General features: G+C 52.4%; 14 protein-coding genes. 3 read left to right on the top strand and 11 right to left on the bottom strand.

The window, feature by feature from the left end:
• The first annotated feature begins 110 nt into the window (after positions 1-110).
• Positions 111-320 carry a DUF1471 domain-containing protein gene (locus B3Z23_RS14695; protein WP_294911489.1) on the top strand — a complete coding sequence of 70 codons (210 nt, stop codon included), beginning with the start codon at positions 111-113 and terminating at the stop codon, positions 318-320.
• Positions 321-408: 88 nt separating this feature from the next.
• Here B3Z23_RS14695 and B3Z23_RS14690 read toward each other — a convergent pair whose 3' ends face one another.
• The 10 genes from B3Z23_RS14690 to pepA form a co-directional block, all read right to left on the bottom strand.
• Entirely contained in the window at positions 409-1,428 is a 1,020-nt protein-coding gene (locus B3Z23_RS14690; protein ID WP_294911487.1) for a C45 family autoproteolytic acyltransferase/hydolase, read from the bottom strand.
• Positions 1,429-1,449: 21 nt separating this feature from the next.
• On the bottom strand, positions 1,450-2,175 hold the full coding sequence (glnQ, locus tag B3Z23_RS14685; protein ID WP_038017340.1) for a glutamine ABC transporter ATP-binding protein GlnQ: 726 nt from the start codon (positions 2,173-2,175) through the stop codon (positions 1,450-1,452).
• A 2-nt stretch (positions 2,176-2,177) separates the two neighbouring features.
• Positions 2,178-2,834 (bottom strand): glutamine ABC transporter permease GlnP, encoded by a 657-nt coding sequence (gene glnP, locus B3Z23_RS14680; protein ID WP_294911485.1) that lies wholly within the window; start codon positions 2,832-2,834, stop codon positions 2,178-2,180.
• Positions 2,835-2,893: 59 nt separating this feature from the next.
• Positions 2,894-3,646, bottom strand: a complete 753-nt coding sequence (gene glnH / locus B3Z23_RS14675) for a glutamine ABC transporter substrate-binding protein GlnH (RefSeq protein WP_084706328.1) — start codon at positions 3,644-3,646, stop codon at positions 2,894-2,896.
• Between the two features lie 275 nt (positions 3,647-3,921).
• Positions 3,922-4,479 carry a carboxymuconolactone decarboxylase family protein gene (locus B3Z23_RS14670; protein ID WP_294911484.1) on the bottom strand — a complete coding sequence of 186 codons (558 nt, stop codon included), beginning with the start codon at positions 4,477-4,479 and terminating at the stop codon, positions 3,922-3,924.
• Between the two features lie 3 nt (positions 4,480-4,482).
• On the bottom strand, positions 4,483-5,820 hold the full coding sequence (locus tag B3Z23_RS14665; RefSeq protein ID WP_294911482.1) for an aspartate aminotransferase family protein: 1,338 nt from the start codon (positions 5,818-5,820) through the stop codon (positions 4,483-4,485).
• Positions 5,821-5,997: 177 nt separating this feature from the next.
• Positions 5,998-6,852 (bottom strand): MurR/RpiR family transcriptional regulator, encoded by an 855-nt coding sequence (locus B3Z23_RS14660; RefSeq protein ID WP_294911480.1) that lies wholly within the window; start codon positions 6,850-6,852, stop codon positions 5,998-6,000.
• Between the two features lie 174 nt (positions 6,853-7,026).
• Complete coding sequence (locus tag B3Z23_RS14655; RefSeq protein ID WP_294911478.1) at positions 7,027-9,882, bottom strand: valine--tRNA ligase; 2,856 nt, start codon at positions 9,880-9,882, stop codon at positions 7,027-7,029.
• Positions 9,883-9,887: 5 nt separating this feature from the next.
• Positions 9,888-10,346, bottom strand: a complete 459-nt coding sequence (locus B3Z23_RS14650) for a DNA polymerase III subunit chi (protein ID WP_294911476.1) — start codon at positions 10,344-10,346, stop codon at positions 9,888-9,890.
• Between the two features lie 121 nt (positions 10,347-10,467).
• A complete protein-coding gene (gene pepA, locus B3Z23_RS14645) occupies positions 10,468-11,979 on the bottom strand; it encodes a leucyl aminopeptidase (protein ID WP_294911474.1) in 1,512 nt (503 codons plus the stop codon).
• A gap of 266 nt (positions 11,980-12,245) precedes the next feature.
• Here pepA and lptF point away from each other — a divergent pair, with 266 nt between their 5' ends.
• Positions 12,246-13,346: an LPS export ABC transporter permease LptF gene (gene lptF, locus B3Z23_RS14640; RefSeq protein WP_294911472.1), complete on the top strand. Its 1,101-nt coding sequence runs from the start codon at positions 12,246-12,248 to the stop codon at positions 13,344-13,346.
• A complete protein-coding gene (lptG, locus tag B3Z23_RS14635) occupies positions 13,346-14,422 on the top strand; it encodes an LPS export ABC transporter permease LptG (RefSeq protein WP_294911469.1) in 1,077 nt (358 codons plus the stop codon). The genes lptF and lptG overlap by 1 nt, the downstream gene beginning before the upstream one ends.
• Before the next feature lie 60 nt (positions 14,423-14,482).
• Here lptG and B3Z23_RS14630 read toward each other — a convergent pair whose 3' ends face one another.
• The gene (locus tag B3Z23_RS14630) at positions 14,483-18,103 is read right to left on the bottom strand and encodes a S6 family peptidase (RefSeq protein WP_294911466.1); all 3,621 of its coding nucleotides are present in this window, start codon (positions 18,101-18,103) and stop codon (positions 14,483-14,485) included.
• Between the last annotated feature and the right edge of the window lie 65 nt (positions 18,104-18,168).

Raw genomic sequence — 18,168 nt, 5'->3', positions numbered from 1 at the left:
TCTTTACGGAAAACTCCTCATTTATTAACAGGCCAGAATCCGGAGGCTATCGCGGGCAGGGGAAGAATACTTCACGGCGGGTGAATCCTCTGACGAAGCCAGGAGAACACATGAGTCTTATAAAGAAATTGGCGGCGGTGACTGCACTCTCATTACTGTCGTTTTATTCTGTGGCCGAAACGGTCACTGCCACTGCAGATAATCTGGATGATGCGGAGGCGGTCATTGCTGCTCAGGCCAAAAAAGCCGGAGAATCCTATACTATCACCGAAGCGACCATGAATAACGAAGTGCATATGACGGCGGAGCTGCATCAATAAACTGCCCCGCAAAGAAAAACAGGCCTCTGAAGTGAAGAGACCTGTGACAAGGAAGGTACCTCAGCGAACGGAGGTTCAGCAGTAAAGCTTAGCGTCCGGTCTGGCCACTCAGCGCTGCCTGTGGGCGATCCAGTCCGTAAACTGACCAGTGCACCGCATTATCACCGATATGGAAGAACGCCGTTGCCAGGGTATTCTCCTGGTCAGGGTCATCTTCTGCCAGCCGGTAGACAGGCAGTTCCCCCTCATCATCAGACAGAATAGACAGAACCTGCACCGCAGACAGGCTTGCGGCCTCTGCTAACTGTCGGTCGATGGTCTGTTGCCGCGCTCCGGAGCTGTCGGTGATGACCTGACGAGTCTCCTGCTGCTGCGGATGAATCAGATGGTTGGCATGGCCGCGGCAACCCGCCATTTCGATAACACTGCTGCCGGTACCGGTAGCTTCCACGCTGAATATTCGGTGATCGCCCGCCTGGCCCAGCGTATGGTGAAATGCACCGGCGCGTGGCGACTGGCTGAGTATAGCGACCGCATCATCCAGCCGTTCGGCGTTTAGTGATGCTCTGGCCAACACCTGGCGGGGAAGCCCTGCCGGCCGCTCCACGGCACGGATATTATTGACCGCATTTACGATGCCATACTGATTGACAGCAAAGGTATGGCCGCAAATCGAACCCGGATAAGCAAAGCTGGTAAAAGCGGTACCTTCCTGTTGGAAAATTTCGGCAATAAAGCAGTCGTCACGAAGTTGGGGAAAACCATCTTCATTATGAGCAATAAAGCCCTGACCATCGCTGTCACGACCGGCCAGGGTAGTACAACCATCCGAGGTCGAACGCACCAGGTCTCCCCGGCAGTTCCAGGCAAAAACTTCCTCTGGCGAGGCTTCCAGACCATAGGCCAGCCCCTGCAATTCCTGCCAGATCAGCGGGTAATCACGTTGTACCGCCAGAGCCATGGACTGCGCCTCTGGCGAGTTTTTCAGGCGGGTTACCGTCTGCCACAACGCAGTCTGCGTCAGTTTCTGATGCCATGCCACTCGCCCGGCGATACCCAGTTGTTCACCGATGGCAAAGGCATGACCCCGGAGGGTGAGTTTTTTCATAAAATGTACGTCAGTTTCCAGTCAGGACACGTGCTGCAGGAATTCCTGCAAACGGGCACAGCCATTACCGCCTTCAATCAGCTCAACCGGTGAACCATCTTCGGCAATGGTTCCGCCATCGATAAAGATCAGACGGGAAGCGACATCACGGGCAAAGCCAATTTCGTGGGTCACAATCACCATCGTCATACCTTCTTCCGCCAGTGACCGCATAACCTGCAGTACTTCATGACGCAGTTCCGGGTCCAGGGCTGAGGTTGGCTCATCAAATAACATCATTTGCGGTTTTACCGCCAGTGCCCGGGCAATCGCCACACGCTGCTGCTGACCGCCTGACAGTTCAGAAGGGTAATGGTCTGCACGGGCCGCCAGGCCCACCCGCGTCAGCAGTTCCATGGCCTGCTTGCGGGCTTCGTCTTTACTGGTATGACGCACCTTGATAGGTCCGAACATCACGTTTTCCAGCGCAGTCAGATGCGGGAACAGGTGAAACTGCTGAAACACCATACCGGCTTCACGGCGAATATCACGCTCATTCACATGGGGATCGGTCAGATGCATACCGGCTACCATCAGGTTCCCGGAAGAGATTTCTTCCAGTTTATTAATGCAACGCAGCAACGTCGATTTTCCTGACCCGGAAGGCCCGATGATCACTACAACTTCACCGGCATCAATTTTCAGATTGATATCGTGCAGCACCTGCGTTGAGCCAAAATTTTTCGAGACATTTTGAAATTCAACCATACTCATAAGATATGCATCCTTTTTTCCAGAGTTTTCAGCAGGAAGCTCAGACACAGAGTAACAATCAGGTAAAGTGCTGCAACTGCGGTCCATACTTCAAGTGCACGGAAGTTACCGGCAATAATTTCCTGGCCCTGACGGGTCAGTTCGGCAACTCCAATCACGATAAATAATGAGGTATCTTTAATACTAATGATCCACTGGTTACCCAGTGCCGGGATCATGCGGCGTAACGCCAGCGGCATGATGATGTACCACAGTGTCTCGCGGGAGGAGAGCCCCATCGCCAGACCGGCTTCACGGAAGCCTTTGTTGATAGACAGTAGTGCTCCGCGGGTAATTTCGGCAATATAGGCCCCGGAGTTAATCATAATGGTGACAACGGCCGCAGTAATTGGCTCAATATGCACCGGCAGAGCTAATGGCAGGGCGAAGTAGATAAACATCACCTGCACCATAATCGGTGTTCCGCGGATAAGTTCTACAAAAATCAAAGAGATGGTTTTTGATATCCTGCCCCCTAATGCACGGCTGACACCGGCCACCAGGCCAATGAAAAATCCTCCAATTAAGCCGATGACTGAGATAAACAGGGTGAGCTTTAGCCCCTGCAACAGAATTGGCACGGCTTGCCAGACATAACTGATATCAAAATTCATAATGGTTATCCGCACGGTCAAAGAGAAAAGGGGCCAGCAGGGCCGGCCCAAAAGACAACTTATTTAGGTTCTTTGTCGAACCATTTCAGGTAAATCTTGTTATAGGTGCCGTCAGCACGTAACGCTTTCAGAGCTTCGTTAACACGTTTGGTGTACGGGCTGTTTTTCTGCAGAGCAAAACCGTACTGTTGTGGCAACACGCTGTCGTTCTCGCCGGTGGCTTTAATTTTGCCGTCACCCGCAGTTTTCACGTAGTACAGCACGTTAGGCGAGTCGTGAACTACGGCATCGATATTTCCGGCCTGCAGATCCAGGTAGGCGTTATCAATGTTCGGGAATTCAACATAGTCTGCTTTCACATGAGCTTTCATGTAGGTTGCCGCGGCAGTCCCCTGTTTCAGACCGACTTTCTTACCTGCCAGGTCGCTGAATTTATTGATACCGGTCGCTGAACTTTTGACTGCCATCAGCAGGTCCGCATTGTAGTACGGGTCACTGAAATCAACGGCCTGGGCACGTACCGGAGTAATAGTAATACCCGCCATTGCCACATCGATGTTACGTGATTGCAGACCCGGGATCAGACCACCGAAATCCATTGGCTGCAGTGTATATTCCACGCCCATTTTCTTGGCGATGGCATTCCACAGGTCAATATCAAAACCGACGTATTTATCCCCTTGTTTAAATTCAAAAGGAACAAATGCGGTATCGACACCGACGGTCAGCTTGTCTTGTGCCATAGCACTAAAACTGAACGCACTTGCCAGTAAAGCCAGTGAGATCCCAACAGTATTAATTGTTTTCAGCATAACGAATCCTTTTTATAAGATCGGATGTGTGTAGTCGTATTCTAAAAAGCAATAACTATGCCAGAAGTTGTAATAAATTATTTTCAACTAAAAATAACTTAACTTACTGATTTGAAAAATATAATCATGTTATCTGGCTGTTAATGTTTAACAGAAGCATAAAACGGCGGGTAATCAGTTTTTCTTATAGCACACCGGATATGGGGCGCACTTATTTGGTGCTCCGTTTTGGTACCCGGAGCACTTTTTTGGTGCGCAGTCACGGAGAAGGGGAATCAAAAATCTTCCGGTGGAGAGTGTGGTGGAGTGCGGGCGACATTCATCATCATGGCCAGTAAGGCGTAATAACCATTAATACCGGTTAAATCGACCACTGCGGTTTCCCCAAACTGGTGGATAACCTGTTGCCATATCTCGTCAGTAACCTGCTTTTGCTGGTGCAGTTGCTGGCAGAAATGATAAACCAGCCATTCGTCCTGTTTTAGCGAATTTTCCCGGGGCTTCTGATGTTGCCTGATGGCGGTAATCGCCTGCTCCGAAATACCCTCCCGGCGGGCAATTGGCGCGTGGATTTCCCATTCCACCGGCTGGTTCCAGTAACGGGCGGTCAGAAGAATAGCCAGTTCTGACAGACGAAGACCTATTGCACTGCGGTAGCGCAGATATTCGCCCATTCGCTGAGCATGTGACATCAGTTGCGGGCTGCGGAGCAGAACCTGAAAAGGGGGCAATAATGCGCCGCGTGGCCCCTTAATCACCTCTTCGGCCAGCACCCGTTGCTCCTCACTCCATTGTTCCTGTGAGAGTGGCGGTAAACGGTTATTGTCGGTCATTCATCAGACTCCTGCGGCCCGATGGGTTTCCTGCTGAATCACCTGCTTCAGGGTCTCAACCACAAAATCCAGCTGCTGTTCTGTCACGATAAATGGGGGAGCGATCAGGATATGATCTCCCTGCTGTCCATCGATAGTGCCGCCCATAGGGTAGACCATCAGACCCTTTTCCAGACAAGCACGTTTAATTGTCGCGTGCAGTTTCAGGGCCGGGTCAAACGCGGTTTTGGTGTGTTTATCTCTGACCAGTTCAACACCGGCAAACAGTCCGCGTCCGCGGGTGTTGCCGACAAATTCCAGTCCGGTTAACTCTTTTTCTAATTTTTGGAGTAAATAATTTCCCTGCTGTTGCACCTGACTTAACAAATTGTCCCGCTCTATAACCTGCTGTACCGCCAGCGCAGCCGCGGCCGCAGTAGGGTGACAGATGTAGGTATGACCGTGCTGGAATAAGCCACTGCCGCGCCGAAGCGGCTCGATGACCTTATCGCTGACCAATACGGCGCCAATCGGCTGATAACCGCCGCCCAGGCCTTTAGCAATAGTGACGATATCCGGAACCACATCATCCTGTTCAAAAGAGTGAAGGGTTCCGGTACGACCCATTCCACACATCACTTCATCAGCGATGTACAACAGGCCATATTGGTCACACAGCTTCCTGACTCCGGCAAAATAACCCCGGGTCGGCGGAACGGCACCAGTAGTGGCTCCGCTGACGGTTTCGGCAACAAAACCGATAATTTTATCCGCACCGGTTTCCAGAATGGTCTGCTCGAGTTCGTTCAGCAACCGTTGCGTATATTGTTGTTCTGTTTCATCCGGCCGCTGATCACGGTAAGCATTACAGGCAGATACCCGTGCGACATCCATCAGCAACGGAGCAAATTGCTTACGGCGCCATTCGTTCCCCCCGACCGCCAGTGCACCCAGGGTATTGCCGTGATAGCTCTGACGACGGCCAATAAAGGTGGTTTTTTGTGGCTGTCCGGTTTCCACACAGTACTGACGCGCCAGCTTCAGGGCCGTTTCTACCGCTTCTGATCCCCCGGAGACAAAATAGACCGAATTCAGGGAGCCGGGTGCGCTGCGCACCAGTTGATCCGCCAGGCTCTCTGCGGCTTCGCTGGTAAAGAACCCGGTATGCGCATAAGCCAGGGTATCAATCTGGCGATGCATAGCCGCCAGAATATCCGGGTGAGCATGGCCCAGGCAGGAGACAGCAGCACCACCGCTGGCATCCAGATAACGTTTGCCGGATATATCGGTGATATAAGCCCCCTGTGCCGCAACGGCAACCGGTGGGGTAAAATTCAGACTGCGGTGAATAATGTGGCTCATGATAATCCCGTCACTGAGATAAGCAGGGGAAAACCCAGGATAAAGGGTATACTCTCAGATCCAAATGAATCATTCAATCAAATAATGATTCATATGCATCCATTGCGGGCGACAGTAACATCCAAAAAGTCCGGCAGGAATGTATTCTGTCAGCAGAATGTCAGCTACGGGGGAGGGCTATTTTCCGGGTAGTATGTAGGCGCCGGAATCAATCAGGTAGCGTTCTGCACTCTCAATCCGGCGGATGGCGTCTTCACCATGCTTTGCCACCAGAGTAGCCATCAAACACTCAGCAATTCCCATCCCGGAAACCACCGAAGGAAAAAATGACGGGCTGTGGGTGGAAAAAAGCAGACTGCAACGCGCTGCCTGAGCCAGCGGCGAAACCGGTGAATCGGTAACCGCAATCACGGTGGCCCCGGCAGCTTCGGCGTAGGCAATAATCTGCAGGGTTTCCCGCGAATAGGGCGCAAATCCGACAATAACCAGCACATCACGGGCGGATATTTCACGGGTAAATATTTCCTGATTATTCGCCAACCCGTCAATCAGTGAGACCTGGCGGTGGAACAACCGGTAAATATAGTAAATTGACCAGGCCACCGGAAAACTGGCACGAAAACCACAAACATAGATCTGATCGGCCTGATCCAGCAGATCAACCGCCTGTTCCAGCGACTGACGGTTATTTTCGCGGGTCTGCTGCAAATTGGCGGTAAAAGTGGTGAACACTTCATCATAGAGTGCCGGATGTTGTTGCTTATTCTGCAGGCCACTGGCCCGGGAGGCATAGCTGTCACCGGCCAGCCCCAGAGAACGGATCATCGCGTCTTTCAAATCCCCCCAGCCGGAAAAGCCCAGACGTTTGGCCAGACGCAGCAAAGTCGCTGGTTTGACTGCGGCATTTGAGGCAAAAGCCCGCATCGACAAAACGACCAGTTCATTATTGTGCTCCAGTACAAATTCAGCTGCTTTCTGTAATTCCGGTGTCAGCTCAGGGTAATGGTCAACAATAATTTTGCGCGGGTCCATATCGGGCTTTCCTTTTGGGTCATTAGCTTAAGGCTGATAATACCTTGTGAAACACGTTTTGTATAAACAGGATCCATGGTCACGTTTTTACCCGGTCACCGGCGATGTCACAAAGTAACAGGCAAAAAAAAGCCGGGAAAGACCCGGCTTGTTTAGCAGATTAATTCTCGTGTATTACAGCGCAGCGATAACTGCCTGCTGGTCATTAATCTTCACTTTAGCCTGTTGCAGTTCGGCCAGACGCTCACGTTCTTTTTCCACCACCGCCGCAGGGGCTCGGGCGACAAAACCTTCGTTGGACAACTTAGCGTCGAGTTTTTCAATCTCGACATCCACCTTGGTCAGCTCTTTTGCCAGACGCTCCAGTTCAGCCTCTTTGTCTACCAGACCCGCCATCGGAATCAGCAACTCAGCACCGTCCACCAGTTTGGTGACAGAGACCGGACCTTTATCGTCGGCAGCCAGCAGAGTCAGACTCTCCAGACGGGCCAGACGCTGCAGGAAGTTACGGTTAGCTTCCACACGACGGACCACTTCCGGGGTGGCGCCACGCAGTAACAGAGCCAGTGGCTTGCTGAGTGCAATACCCATTTCGGCACGGATATTACGTACCGCCACAATCGCCTGCTTAATCCATTCAATATCTGCCAGCGCTGCTGCATCTTCTTTCGCGGCATCGTAGGCAGGGAAGGGTTGCAGCATAATGGTATCGTCACTGTTCCCGGTCAGTACTTTCACCCGTTGCCAGATGGTTTCGGTAATAAACGGAATAATTGGGTGCGCAAGACGCAGCAATGCTTCCAGTACTGTTACCAGGGTATGCCGGGTGCCGCGCAGTTCAGCTTCGCTGCCGTTGTTCATTACCGGTTTAGTCAGTTCCAGGTACCAGTCACAGAATTGGTTCCAGGTAAAGTCATACAGCAGACCAGCAGCGATATCGAAACGATAGGTATCCAGCGCTTCACGATAGGCTTTCACGGTGTTGTTGAATTCGGTCAGGATCCAGCGGTCAGCCAGTGATAACACTTTTTCTCCGCCGTTAAAGCCACAATCCTGCTCTTCGGTATTCATCAGCACGAACCGGCTGGCGTTCCACAGCTTATTACAGAAATTGCGGTAACCTTCCAGACGTTTCATATCCCAGTTGATATCACGGCCGGTAGAGGCCAGTGCCGCCAGGGTAAAGCGCAGCGCATCGGTACCTGAGGGTTCAATACCGTTCGGGAACTGTTTCTCCGTACGCTTACGGATTTTTTCCGCCAGCTGCGGCTGCATCATGTTACCGGTACGTTTTTCCAGCAGATCTTCCAGCGAAATACCGTCCACCATATCCAGCGGATCAATCACGTTACCTTTCGACTTAGACATCTTCTGTCCTTCGTCATCACGGATAAGTCCGGTCATATAGACGGTTTTGAAAGGTACCTGCGGTTTCCCGTTCTCATCTTTCATAAAGTGCATGGTCAGCATGATCATGCGGGCAATCCAGAAGAAGATAATATCGAAACCACTCACCACCACGCTGGTCGGGTGGAAGGTGCGTAAGGCTTCGGTATTTTCCGGCCAGCCGAGGGTAGAGAAGGTCCACAGCCCGGAAGAGAACCAGGTATCCAGAACGTCTTCGTCCTGGCGCAGGGCAACATCATCACCCAGGTTATTTTCGGCGCGAACTTCGGCTTCGCTACGGCCGACAAACACATTGCCGTGATCATCGTACCATGCAGGAATACGGTGTCCCCACCACAGCTGACGGGAAATACACCAGTCCTGAATATCACGCATCCAGGAGAAGTACATATTTTCGTACTGTTTCGGAACAAACTGGATGTCACCGTTTTCTACGGCTTCGACCGCCACTTTAGCCAGCGGGGCAGTACGCACATACCATTGGTCAGTCAGCATTGGTTCGATAACCACGCCACCACGATCGCCATAAGGCACGGTCAGGTCATGAGGTTTAATCTCTTCCAGTAATCCGGCAGCATCTACCGCGGCAACAATCGCTTTACGCGCGGCAAAACGCTCCATTCCGGCAAATTCTGCCGGAATGGTGGCATCGTAGACGTTGCTTTCTTCACCGTTGGTATCATACACCTGGGCCAGTTGGCGGATATCGCCATCAAAGGTCAGGATATTGATCATCGGCAACTGATGACGACGTCCGACTTCGTAGTCATTGAAATCGTGGGCCGGGGTGATTTTTACACAACCGGTGCCTTTTTCCATATCGGCGTGTTCATCGCCAACAATCGGAATACGACGGTTGATCAGAGGCAACACCAGATATTGACCGATCAGATCTTTATAGCGAGGATCTTCCGGGTTTACCGCCACGCCGGTATCGCCCAGCAGGGTTTCCGGACGGGTGGTCGCGACCACCAGGTAATCTTTACCTTCAGCCGTTTTGGCACCGTCGGCCAGTGGATAGCGGATATGCCACATCGAACCTTTCGATTCGCGGTTTTCCACTTCCAGATCTGAAATTGCAGTCCGCAGTTTCGGATCCCAGTTAACCAGACGTTTGCCACGATAAATCAGGTTTTCTTTGTGCAGCCGGACGAAGACTTCTTTGACGGCATTAGAGAGGCCTTCATCCATGGTGAAACGTTCACGTTCCCAGTCCACAGAGTTGCCCAGCCGACGCATCTGGCGGGTGATGGTGCCACCGGATTCGCCTTTCCATTGCCAGATTTTGTCGATAAACGCATCACGACCATAGTCCTGGCGGGTCTTACCTTCTTCCGCAGCAATTTTACGTTCAACCACCATCTGGGTTGCGATACCGGCATGGTCAGTCCCTGCCTGCCACAGGGTATTTTTACCCTGCATACGCTGGTAACGGATCATGGTATCCATGATGGTCTGCTGGAATGCATGTCCCATGTGCAGGCTGCCGGTGACGTTCGGCGGCGGGATCATGATGCAATAGCTTTCCTGACGGGTATCGCCATTCGGTTTGAAATAGCCTTGCTTTTCCCAGTGCTCGTAAAGCGGCTGTTCTATCTCTTGCGGATTATATGTTTTTTCCATGTCTGCTATGTCGTTGATGGCGCGGGGTGCGTTGCCGTATTCAATTGGAAACCGACGCTGCGATACGCTTTATAACGTTCACGCGCCAGCTGCTTCAAAGATTCTTCATCCGGAACAAAGTCTATCACTTCATGGAAAGCGGTAGCAAAATCTGCGAACCACGGCAACAGACTGATCAGTAAATCGCGGGATGCGCTGCCACGTTTTTCCGGCCAGGCCAGCTCGACCGGCGCTCCGTAGCGTGGCCCTTCGCCAGCCAGATTATGTGGCACAAACGCCTCAGCAGGGCGCTGCCATAATGCTTCATCCAGCCGGATTGCCTGTTGCTCATTTTCACAGGCGACCAGAATACGTTTACCTTCACGCCAGCGTGCGGCGGCCAGCTCGCAGGCCAATGCTTCTGTCGCTGACAGCGTCCCCTGTTGTGGATCGGGTCCCGGAAGATAAAACGTGGCATTTTTCATGCGGTTGCCTGTGTTCCATGAAGTAAAAAGAGTGACCGGAGCCACTCAGTGAATCAGTACTGCCGGCAATCGCGGCAGTTAACAAAACACTCCGCAAAGCGGAGTGTCGGCGACGGGCCGGTTATTCGTCAGTACCCAGTCCGGCACGGTTCAGCAGGAACTGTGACAGTAACGGTACCGGACGTCCGGTCGCGCCTTTGGCTTTACCTGAACGCCAGGCGGTGCCGGCAATGTCCAGATGGGCCCAGTTAAATTTACGGGCAAACCGGGCCAGATAACAGCCGGCAGTAATGGCGCCACCAGGGCGGCCACCAATGTTGGCCATATCAGCAAAGTTGGACTCCAGCTGCTCCTGGTACTCATCCGCCATGGGCAGGCGCCATGCGCGGTCACCGGACTGATCCGATGCACTGATCAGTTCATGGGCCAGTGGGTTGTGGTTAGAAAGCAGACCACTAATATGGTGACCCAGAGCAATCACACAGGCACCAGTCAGGGTGGCCACGTCAATCACGACATCCGGATCGAAACGCTCAACATAAGTCAGAGCATCACACAGCACCAGGCGTCCTTCGGCGTCAGTATTCAGAACCTCTACGGTCTGACCCGACATGGTGGTCAGGATATCGCCGGGACGCATAGCGCGACCATCAGGCATATTTTCACAGCCCGCCAGAATGCCCACCACATTCAGTGGCAGCTTCAGTTCGGCCACCATGCGCATAACACCGTAAACTGTCGCGGCGCCGCACATATCATACTTCATTTCGTCCATCGCTTCAGCCGGCTTCAGCGAAATGCCGCCAGCATCAAAGGTCAGACCTTTACCGACCAGCACAATGGGCCGGGCATCGGCATCCGGATGGCCTTTATATTCAATCACTGACATCAGCGATTCATTCTGCGAACCGGCCCCCACCGCCAGGTAGGCATTCATTCCCAGCTCTTTCATCTGCTGCTCACCAATCACCCGGGTGGTGATATTCTGGCTGTAGGCATCGGCCAGCTGGCGGGCCTGAGAAGCCAGATAAGCCGGATTACAGATATTCGGTGGCATATTGCTGAGATCTTTGGCCGCTTTCACACCGGCAGATACCGCCAGCCCGTGCTGAATAGCACGTTCACCGCTGGTCAGTTCCCGGCGGGTCGGTACGTTAAACACCATTTTACGTAACGGACGGCGCGGTTCAGCTTTATTGCTTTTCAGCTGATCAAAGCTGTACAGCGATTCTTTGGCCGTCTCGACAGCCTGGCGTACTTTCCAGTAGTTATTGCGGCTTTTAACGTGCAATTCGGTCAGGAAACAGACGGCTTCCATTGAACCGGTGTCGTTCAGGGTATTGATGGTTTTCTGGATAATTTGCTTGTACTGACGTTCGTCCAGTTCACGCTCTTTACCACAACCAATCAGCAGAATACGCTCAGAGAGAATGTTCGGCACATGGTGTAGTAACAGGGTCTGGCCCACTTTTCCTTCCAGTTCACCACGGCGCAGCAAAGCACTGATGTAACCATCGCTGATCTTGTCGAGTTGTTCGGCAATAGGCGACAAACGACGAGGTTCAAATACGCCGACAACAATACAGGCACTGCGTTGTTTTTCCGGGCTACCGCTTTTTACACTGAACTCCATGTATTCTCCTGAATCTTAAAGACAACAGCGTTGGCTATCGCTAGAATGTACAACTCTTATTCTTATTATGAAACAGTTGTACCATGACAAACACCATATCGGCGTCATAATAAGTTAAGAACCTGAGGTCTGATACCTCAGTATCCTGAGAAGGTGGTCATACAATTTTAGCCATGATGGCAGCCATTGATGAATAAAAATGGCTCATAAGCGTTGAAACTATCGACTTTCCTGCAAAAAGACAAGTTTTCACAGGCGTATTTAGCGTGATTATCATTAGATATCTGGTTCGGGAGACGCTCAAAAGTCAATTCGCCATTCTGTTTGTCCTGCTACTGATCTTCTTTTGTCAGAAGCTGGTCAGGATCCTCGGAGCGGCGGTAGACGGCGACATCCCGACAAATTTAGTTCTGACCCTGCTGGGGTTAGGTGTACCAGAAATGGCAGAGCTGATTCTGCCATTAAGCCTGTTTCTGGCGATCCTGATGACGCTGGGCAGGCTGTATACAGAAAGTGAAATCACCGTGATGCATGCCTGTGGTCTGGGCAAAAGCGTACTGGTGAAAGCGGCATTACTGTTAATGTTGTTAACGGCGGTACTGGCGGCAGTCAATGTGACCTGGCTGGGGCCCTGGTCTGCCCGCTATCAGAATCAGGTGACCCAGAATGCCAGGGCAAACCCCGGGGCTGCGGCCCTGGCGGCCGGACAATTTCGTACCTCCAGTGACGGGAATTCGGTGCTGTTTATCGAAAATGTTAAAGGTAACCAGTTTGGTAACGTCTTCCTGGCGCAGTTGAGACCGAAAGGAAATGCCCGGCCTTCGGTAGTGCTGGCAGATCATGGGCATATGGAACAACATGCAGACGGCTCGCAGACCGTAGTGCTGGATAAAGGTACCCGATTCGAAGGTACGGCGATGTTGCGCGATTTCCGTATCACCGACTTCACCCAATACCAGGCGGTTATGGGTTATAAAGAAGCGACCCTTGACCCGAATGATACCGACCAGGCAACGTTCAGTACCTTGTGGCATAACCCTACTGCGCCTTTCCGTGCGGAGCTTAACTGGCGTCTGACCCTGGTATTCTCGGTACTGGTGATGGCACTGATGGTGGTTCCGCTCAGCGTGGTTAACCCACGTCAGGGACGGGTACTGTCCATGCTGCCGGCCATGCTGTTGTATCTGATCTTTTTCCTGGTTCAGAGTTCGTTCCGCTCGAATGCCAGTAAAGGCCGTCTGGACCCGACGGTCTGGATGTGGGCGGTGAATGTGGGTTATCTGGTGCTGGCCATTGTCCTGAACCTGTGGGATACCTTACCGATGCGTCGCTTCCGTGCTCGATTCAGCCGTAGTGGGGGGCTCTGATGTTTGGTGTTCTGGACCGTTATATCGGAAAAACCATCTTTAATACCATCATGGCGACATTGTTCATGCTGGTGTCCCTGTCGGGAATTATCAAATTTGTCGAGCAGTTAAGGAAAACCGGCCAGGGGGCTTATACCGCTCTTGATGCTGGTTATTTTACTCTGTTGAGTGTCCCTTCGGACCTGGAGCTATTTTTTCCGATGGCTGCCCTGTTAGGGGCGTTGTTAGGGCTGGGGAATCTCGCCCAGCGCAGTGAACTGGTGGTGATGCAGGCGGCTGGTTTTACACGTTTGCAGATTGCGCTGTCGGTGATGAAAACGGCGATTCCGCTGGTATTACTCTCGATGGCGATTGGGGAATTTGTCGCACCACAGGGTGACCAGATGGCACACAACTACCGGGCGCAACAGATGCTCGGCGGGTCGTTACTCTCTACCCAGGGCGGCTTGTGGGCCAAAGACGGGAATAACTTCATCTTTATTGAACACATTCAGAGCCAGAGCCAACTCAAGGGTGTCAGTATCTACCAGTTTAACGACCAGCGCCGGTTGGTGGATGTTCGCTTTGCCGCCACGGCTGACTGGGATAATAAACAACATGAATGGAACCTGGTGCAGGTGGATGAATCTGACCTCAGTAATCCTCAGCAAATCACCGGTTCACAAAGTGTGGGGGGAGTCTGGAAAACCAGCCTGACTCCGGAAAAACTGAATGTGGTGGCACTGGACCCTGATTCTTTATCGATCCGCGGTCTGGATGATTACATTAAATACCTGAAACAGAGTGGCCAGAAGGCGGGCCGTTACCAGCTAAATCTGTGGAGTAAGGTGATTCAGCCGTTATCGGTCGCGGTAATGATGCTGATGGCCCTCTCATTTATCTTTGGTCCGCTGCGTAGTGTTTCTATGGGAATGCGGGTGGTGACAGGAATTAGCTTTGGTTTCTTATTCTATGTACTGGACCAAATCTTTGGACCGCTCAGCCTGGTGTATGGGCTGCCGCCATTCCTCGGGGCTGTGCTGCCGAGTGCGGCATTCTTCTTTATCAGTTTCTACCTGCTGATTAAACGCCGCTGACCGATAAGCGACAGTAAAAAGGGTTCACCTGGCAGTGAACCCTTTTCTAACGCCTAAAGATTAGAAACTGACTTCCAGACCCCCCAGGATATTCCAGTCATCAATCCCTTCTTTTTCCAGCCGTTTCTGGTATTGCAGCCGGGTTGTCAGGCGCGTCTGCGGCGTAAGGGACAACGCTGCATCGGTTTTTAACTGCACACTGTCACCACCACGTCCGGCATTGAAACGGGAAGCAGTCTGACCGTCACTGACAATAAGCTGTGGTGCCTTGCCCGGACGGTGTGTCACCCGGACATCTGCACCCACCACCAGGGCCCCCAGATCTAACTGGTAGCTGACGCCGGTACTGATATCAGGCGCGTACTGCATCCGGTAACTCACCTGCGCCTGATCTTCATCGGTAAACGCATCGATATTCTGATATTGCCAGCGTATGCCCAGCAGGGGTGAGATGCTGTGGGCCCCAAACTGCCAGCGTTTTCCTGCGTCCAGCCCGGCAAGCCAGCTGCCTGCTTTGGGCCTGGCGACCTGGCCGCGCAAGTCCGTGGAGATATCACCACGGAACCTTGTATAAGCTACCGGGCTTTCCAGCCACCATCCTTCAGGATGCAGCCAGCGTAACAGGGCATGCACACCCAGCGTATTAAAATTACTATGGCTGAAACCATCAGCGGCGGAAGGTTTTACTGAAAGTGAGCCTTTACTTACTGCCAGGCCGGTACTGAGCACCTGTTGATCCGCAACAGAGAACTGCCAGCGGCTGCCCAGCATCCAGCCATTGGATTTACTGGTAAAGTTGTAGCCATAGTCTGAAAAACCACCCGCAGAGTGATAGCGGTCTTCGCTGTGATAGCCGTAAACAAACATACCGCGACCCGGGTCCCGGACACTGTCACTGAACATGTCCTGCAGGCTGTCACTGAAATTACGGAAAGCCGCGGGCAGAGAAACGTAAGACGCCACCTGAGGAGTGGTTGCCGGGCGTACCGGCAGCGGTGAGGGGACCGGCGACGGCACAGGGTCCGGCACCGGTGTGGGTGACGGTGAAGGAGAAGGCTCGGGTGAAGGCACAGGATCAACCGCCGGCTCAGTATTTCCTTCACTATTCAGTAAGATATTCTGTAACCGGTAATCCCAGTACTGATTACCCTCTCCGGTAAGTAAGCGTTCACCTGAGGCCGATTTCCCGGGGGCAAAAGCATACAGATCATAAGCCCAGGCCCCCCGGGCAACATAACCACCCGCCAGTTTCACACTGCTGGCGGTCGATGAGCCCCCGACCTGAACCAGCGAGATACCCTCATTGTTATCGGCATGATTATTGTTGTTGGTATCGCTGTTCTGCCAGCCACTTTGTGAGTAAATACTCACCATCAGCGGGGAGTCGTCGGCAGTAACTAAATCACCTTCAATCAGCAGCCGGTCAGTGGCATCCTTAGTAAAGGCAGAGTTCAGGATTAACTGGTTATCCCGCCCGGCGACCAGCTTGCCTATCTTCATTACCGACCATTCATTGTCTGACTGACGATACTTACCCGGATTAAAAGTCGCTTCCGATAAGCTGGTCACCTCACCGAAAGACCCTGCTCCTGAGAGGGTAGTATCACTACCCATGCGCACTGGCCCGGAGACGGTAGAGCGGACTTCCAGATCCCCCCCCGATATCTGAATCCCCCCGCTATTGGTCGCGTCACCCGTCAGTGTCAGACGTCCCTCACCGGACTTGTGCAATATGCCCTGACCGCTGACAGAGGCATTAATTTGTGAAGATATTTCGCCCTGGGTACTGATCCGTTGGCTGATATCCGCCAGCATATATGAACCTTCGGATAACTGCAGGCTGCCATCCAGAGTGGTTCGTGATTGCATCTGCAGGAAGCTGTCAGAGAGCACGATGTCGGAATTCAGGGTGGCATGTTCTGCCAGTATCAGCGTAGCCCCGTTGTTGGTTCTGATGGCTTCAGCCGTATAGGTTTTTTCCTGCCAGTCATTGCTGTACACAACACCGCCAGCATGTAACACCTGCTCGCCACCCAGCGATAACGTTCCCGTATCGGCTGTCAGTTGTGCCAGATAAGCACCGCCGCTCAGCGTCCAGTTATTCTCAGTAGTCACATTCAGTTTTCCGGCGGCCTGTGCATCACCCAGGCTGCCGGCAAACGACTGGTTATTTCCGGTCAGAGTCAGTTCAGAAACCTGACCGGCATTGTTATTTAATAACCGGGCGCCGTTATCATTATGTTTAATCTCACTAAAGCTGAGCGACTGGCCGTTCATATCCAGTGTGCCGCCACGGTAGCCAAACTGAATGTTCTCAGTACTGACCTGATCGGCACTGTTCAGAATGACTGTCGGGCGGCCGCTGACCAGGGTGACAGAGGAAAAGGCCTGTTTCTTACCGTCGGCATCTGCCCGTTGATCGAGGATCACCGTGCCATCACCGGTATTCAGTGCCCCCAGGTTTTCACCGCTGGCATGGACCCATAATGTGCCCGCCCCGATTTTATGCAGAGTATCTCCGGCCCGGCCGTTAACCTGCCAGTCTACCGTCGCGTTTTCGTCCACTTCAACCCCGCCGCCGACCCAGTGCGCACTGTCTGCATCTTTGCCGGTGACTTTATAGTCTGCAGAAAACTGTAATTTTGCCGCACCATGGTTTACGGCCTGCTGCAACACAATGGTGCCGCCGTCGCCGTTAAACTGCAGGTCTTTACTGGCATCCAGTTGCGCGTTACTGGCTTGTGATGGTAGCAGGGTATCGACGCCGTGCCATTGCCACTGCTGATTGCCCTGAGTAATCTGGTCTGCACTCCACAGAATATCGCCTTGTGATTGCTGATCGGTCACTGCAGGGTCGGTATTTTTTTGCTGAACTGCGCTTATTTCGGCATCCTGTAAAAACAAAATGTAGGATCGTAACTGGTAGGGGGCAGTACCCGCGCTGCCAGTTAATACCCCGGCAATTTTCCAGACCTGCTCCAGATTGTCATAGACAAACATCGGACTGCCACTGTCACCGGAACGTGACAAAGAATCCAGTGGTTGTACGCGAGGATCATCCGGGGCGTAGTTGTACCAGCGTAGTCGCCAGTTTTCGAAGGTCGGGTCGGTCATTGTCCCACCGCTTTTCCATTGATAGGCGCCAGCCAGTGAAGTCAGCGTCTGGGTCTCTGCATCGACCTGATACTGACGTCCGCCACCGACCCGGGCATACCATTGGTATCGATCTTTATTTGCCGCCAGTTCAGTACCTTTGACGCCAGGCACCGGAGCCGCTTCAGTGACCACTTTATTTAACCGGGGAACATGAAAGTCCCGTTCGGTTGACTCATTGCGGTTAATTAATAAATATTTAGTTTTATAGAGAGCATTGTTTCCAAAATCTACAGAGTTATAGCCACCGTTATGCCGGACGCTAACAATATACGACGGGGAAATAACAGTGGCATACCCTGTACTATTCACGGCCGAAAAATCGGGCATAGGATATTGCAGTATTCCGGCCACGCTGCCATCTTTTTTTAATACACTGATATTTTCGCGGCCGGGGCGATATTTTCCCAGGTTCTCTGCAAAATCCCGGTATTCCTGGACGGGGACATCTTCACGCATAATACCGGCATTGCCGGTGGCAGGTAACATTGAAGCTGAACACAGCAATGTCAAAGAGAGTCGTTTCACAACTGATATCCTTATCATCGGGGTAAAGGTCATCCTGACCTCGCGGATTTATAACGGATAATGCA

Source organism: Tatumella sp. UBA2305, from assembly GCF_002345795.1.
GTDB classification, from domain to species: Bacteria; Pseudomonadota; Gammaproteobacteria; order Enterobacterales; family Enterobacteriaceae; genus Tatumella; species Tatumella morbirosei.
This window is presented reverse-complemented; position numbering and strand designations above follow the sequence as displayed.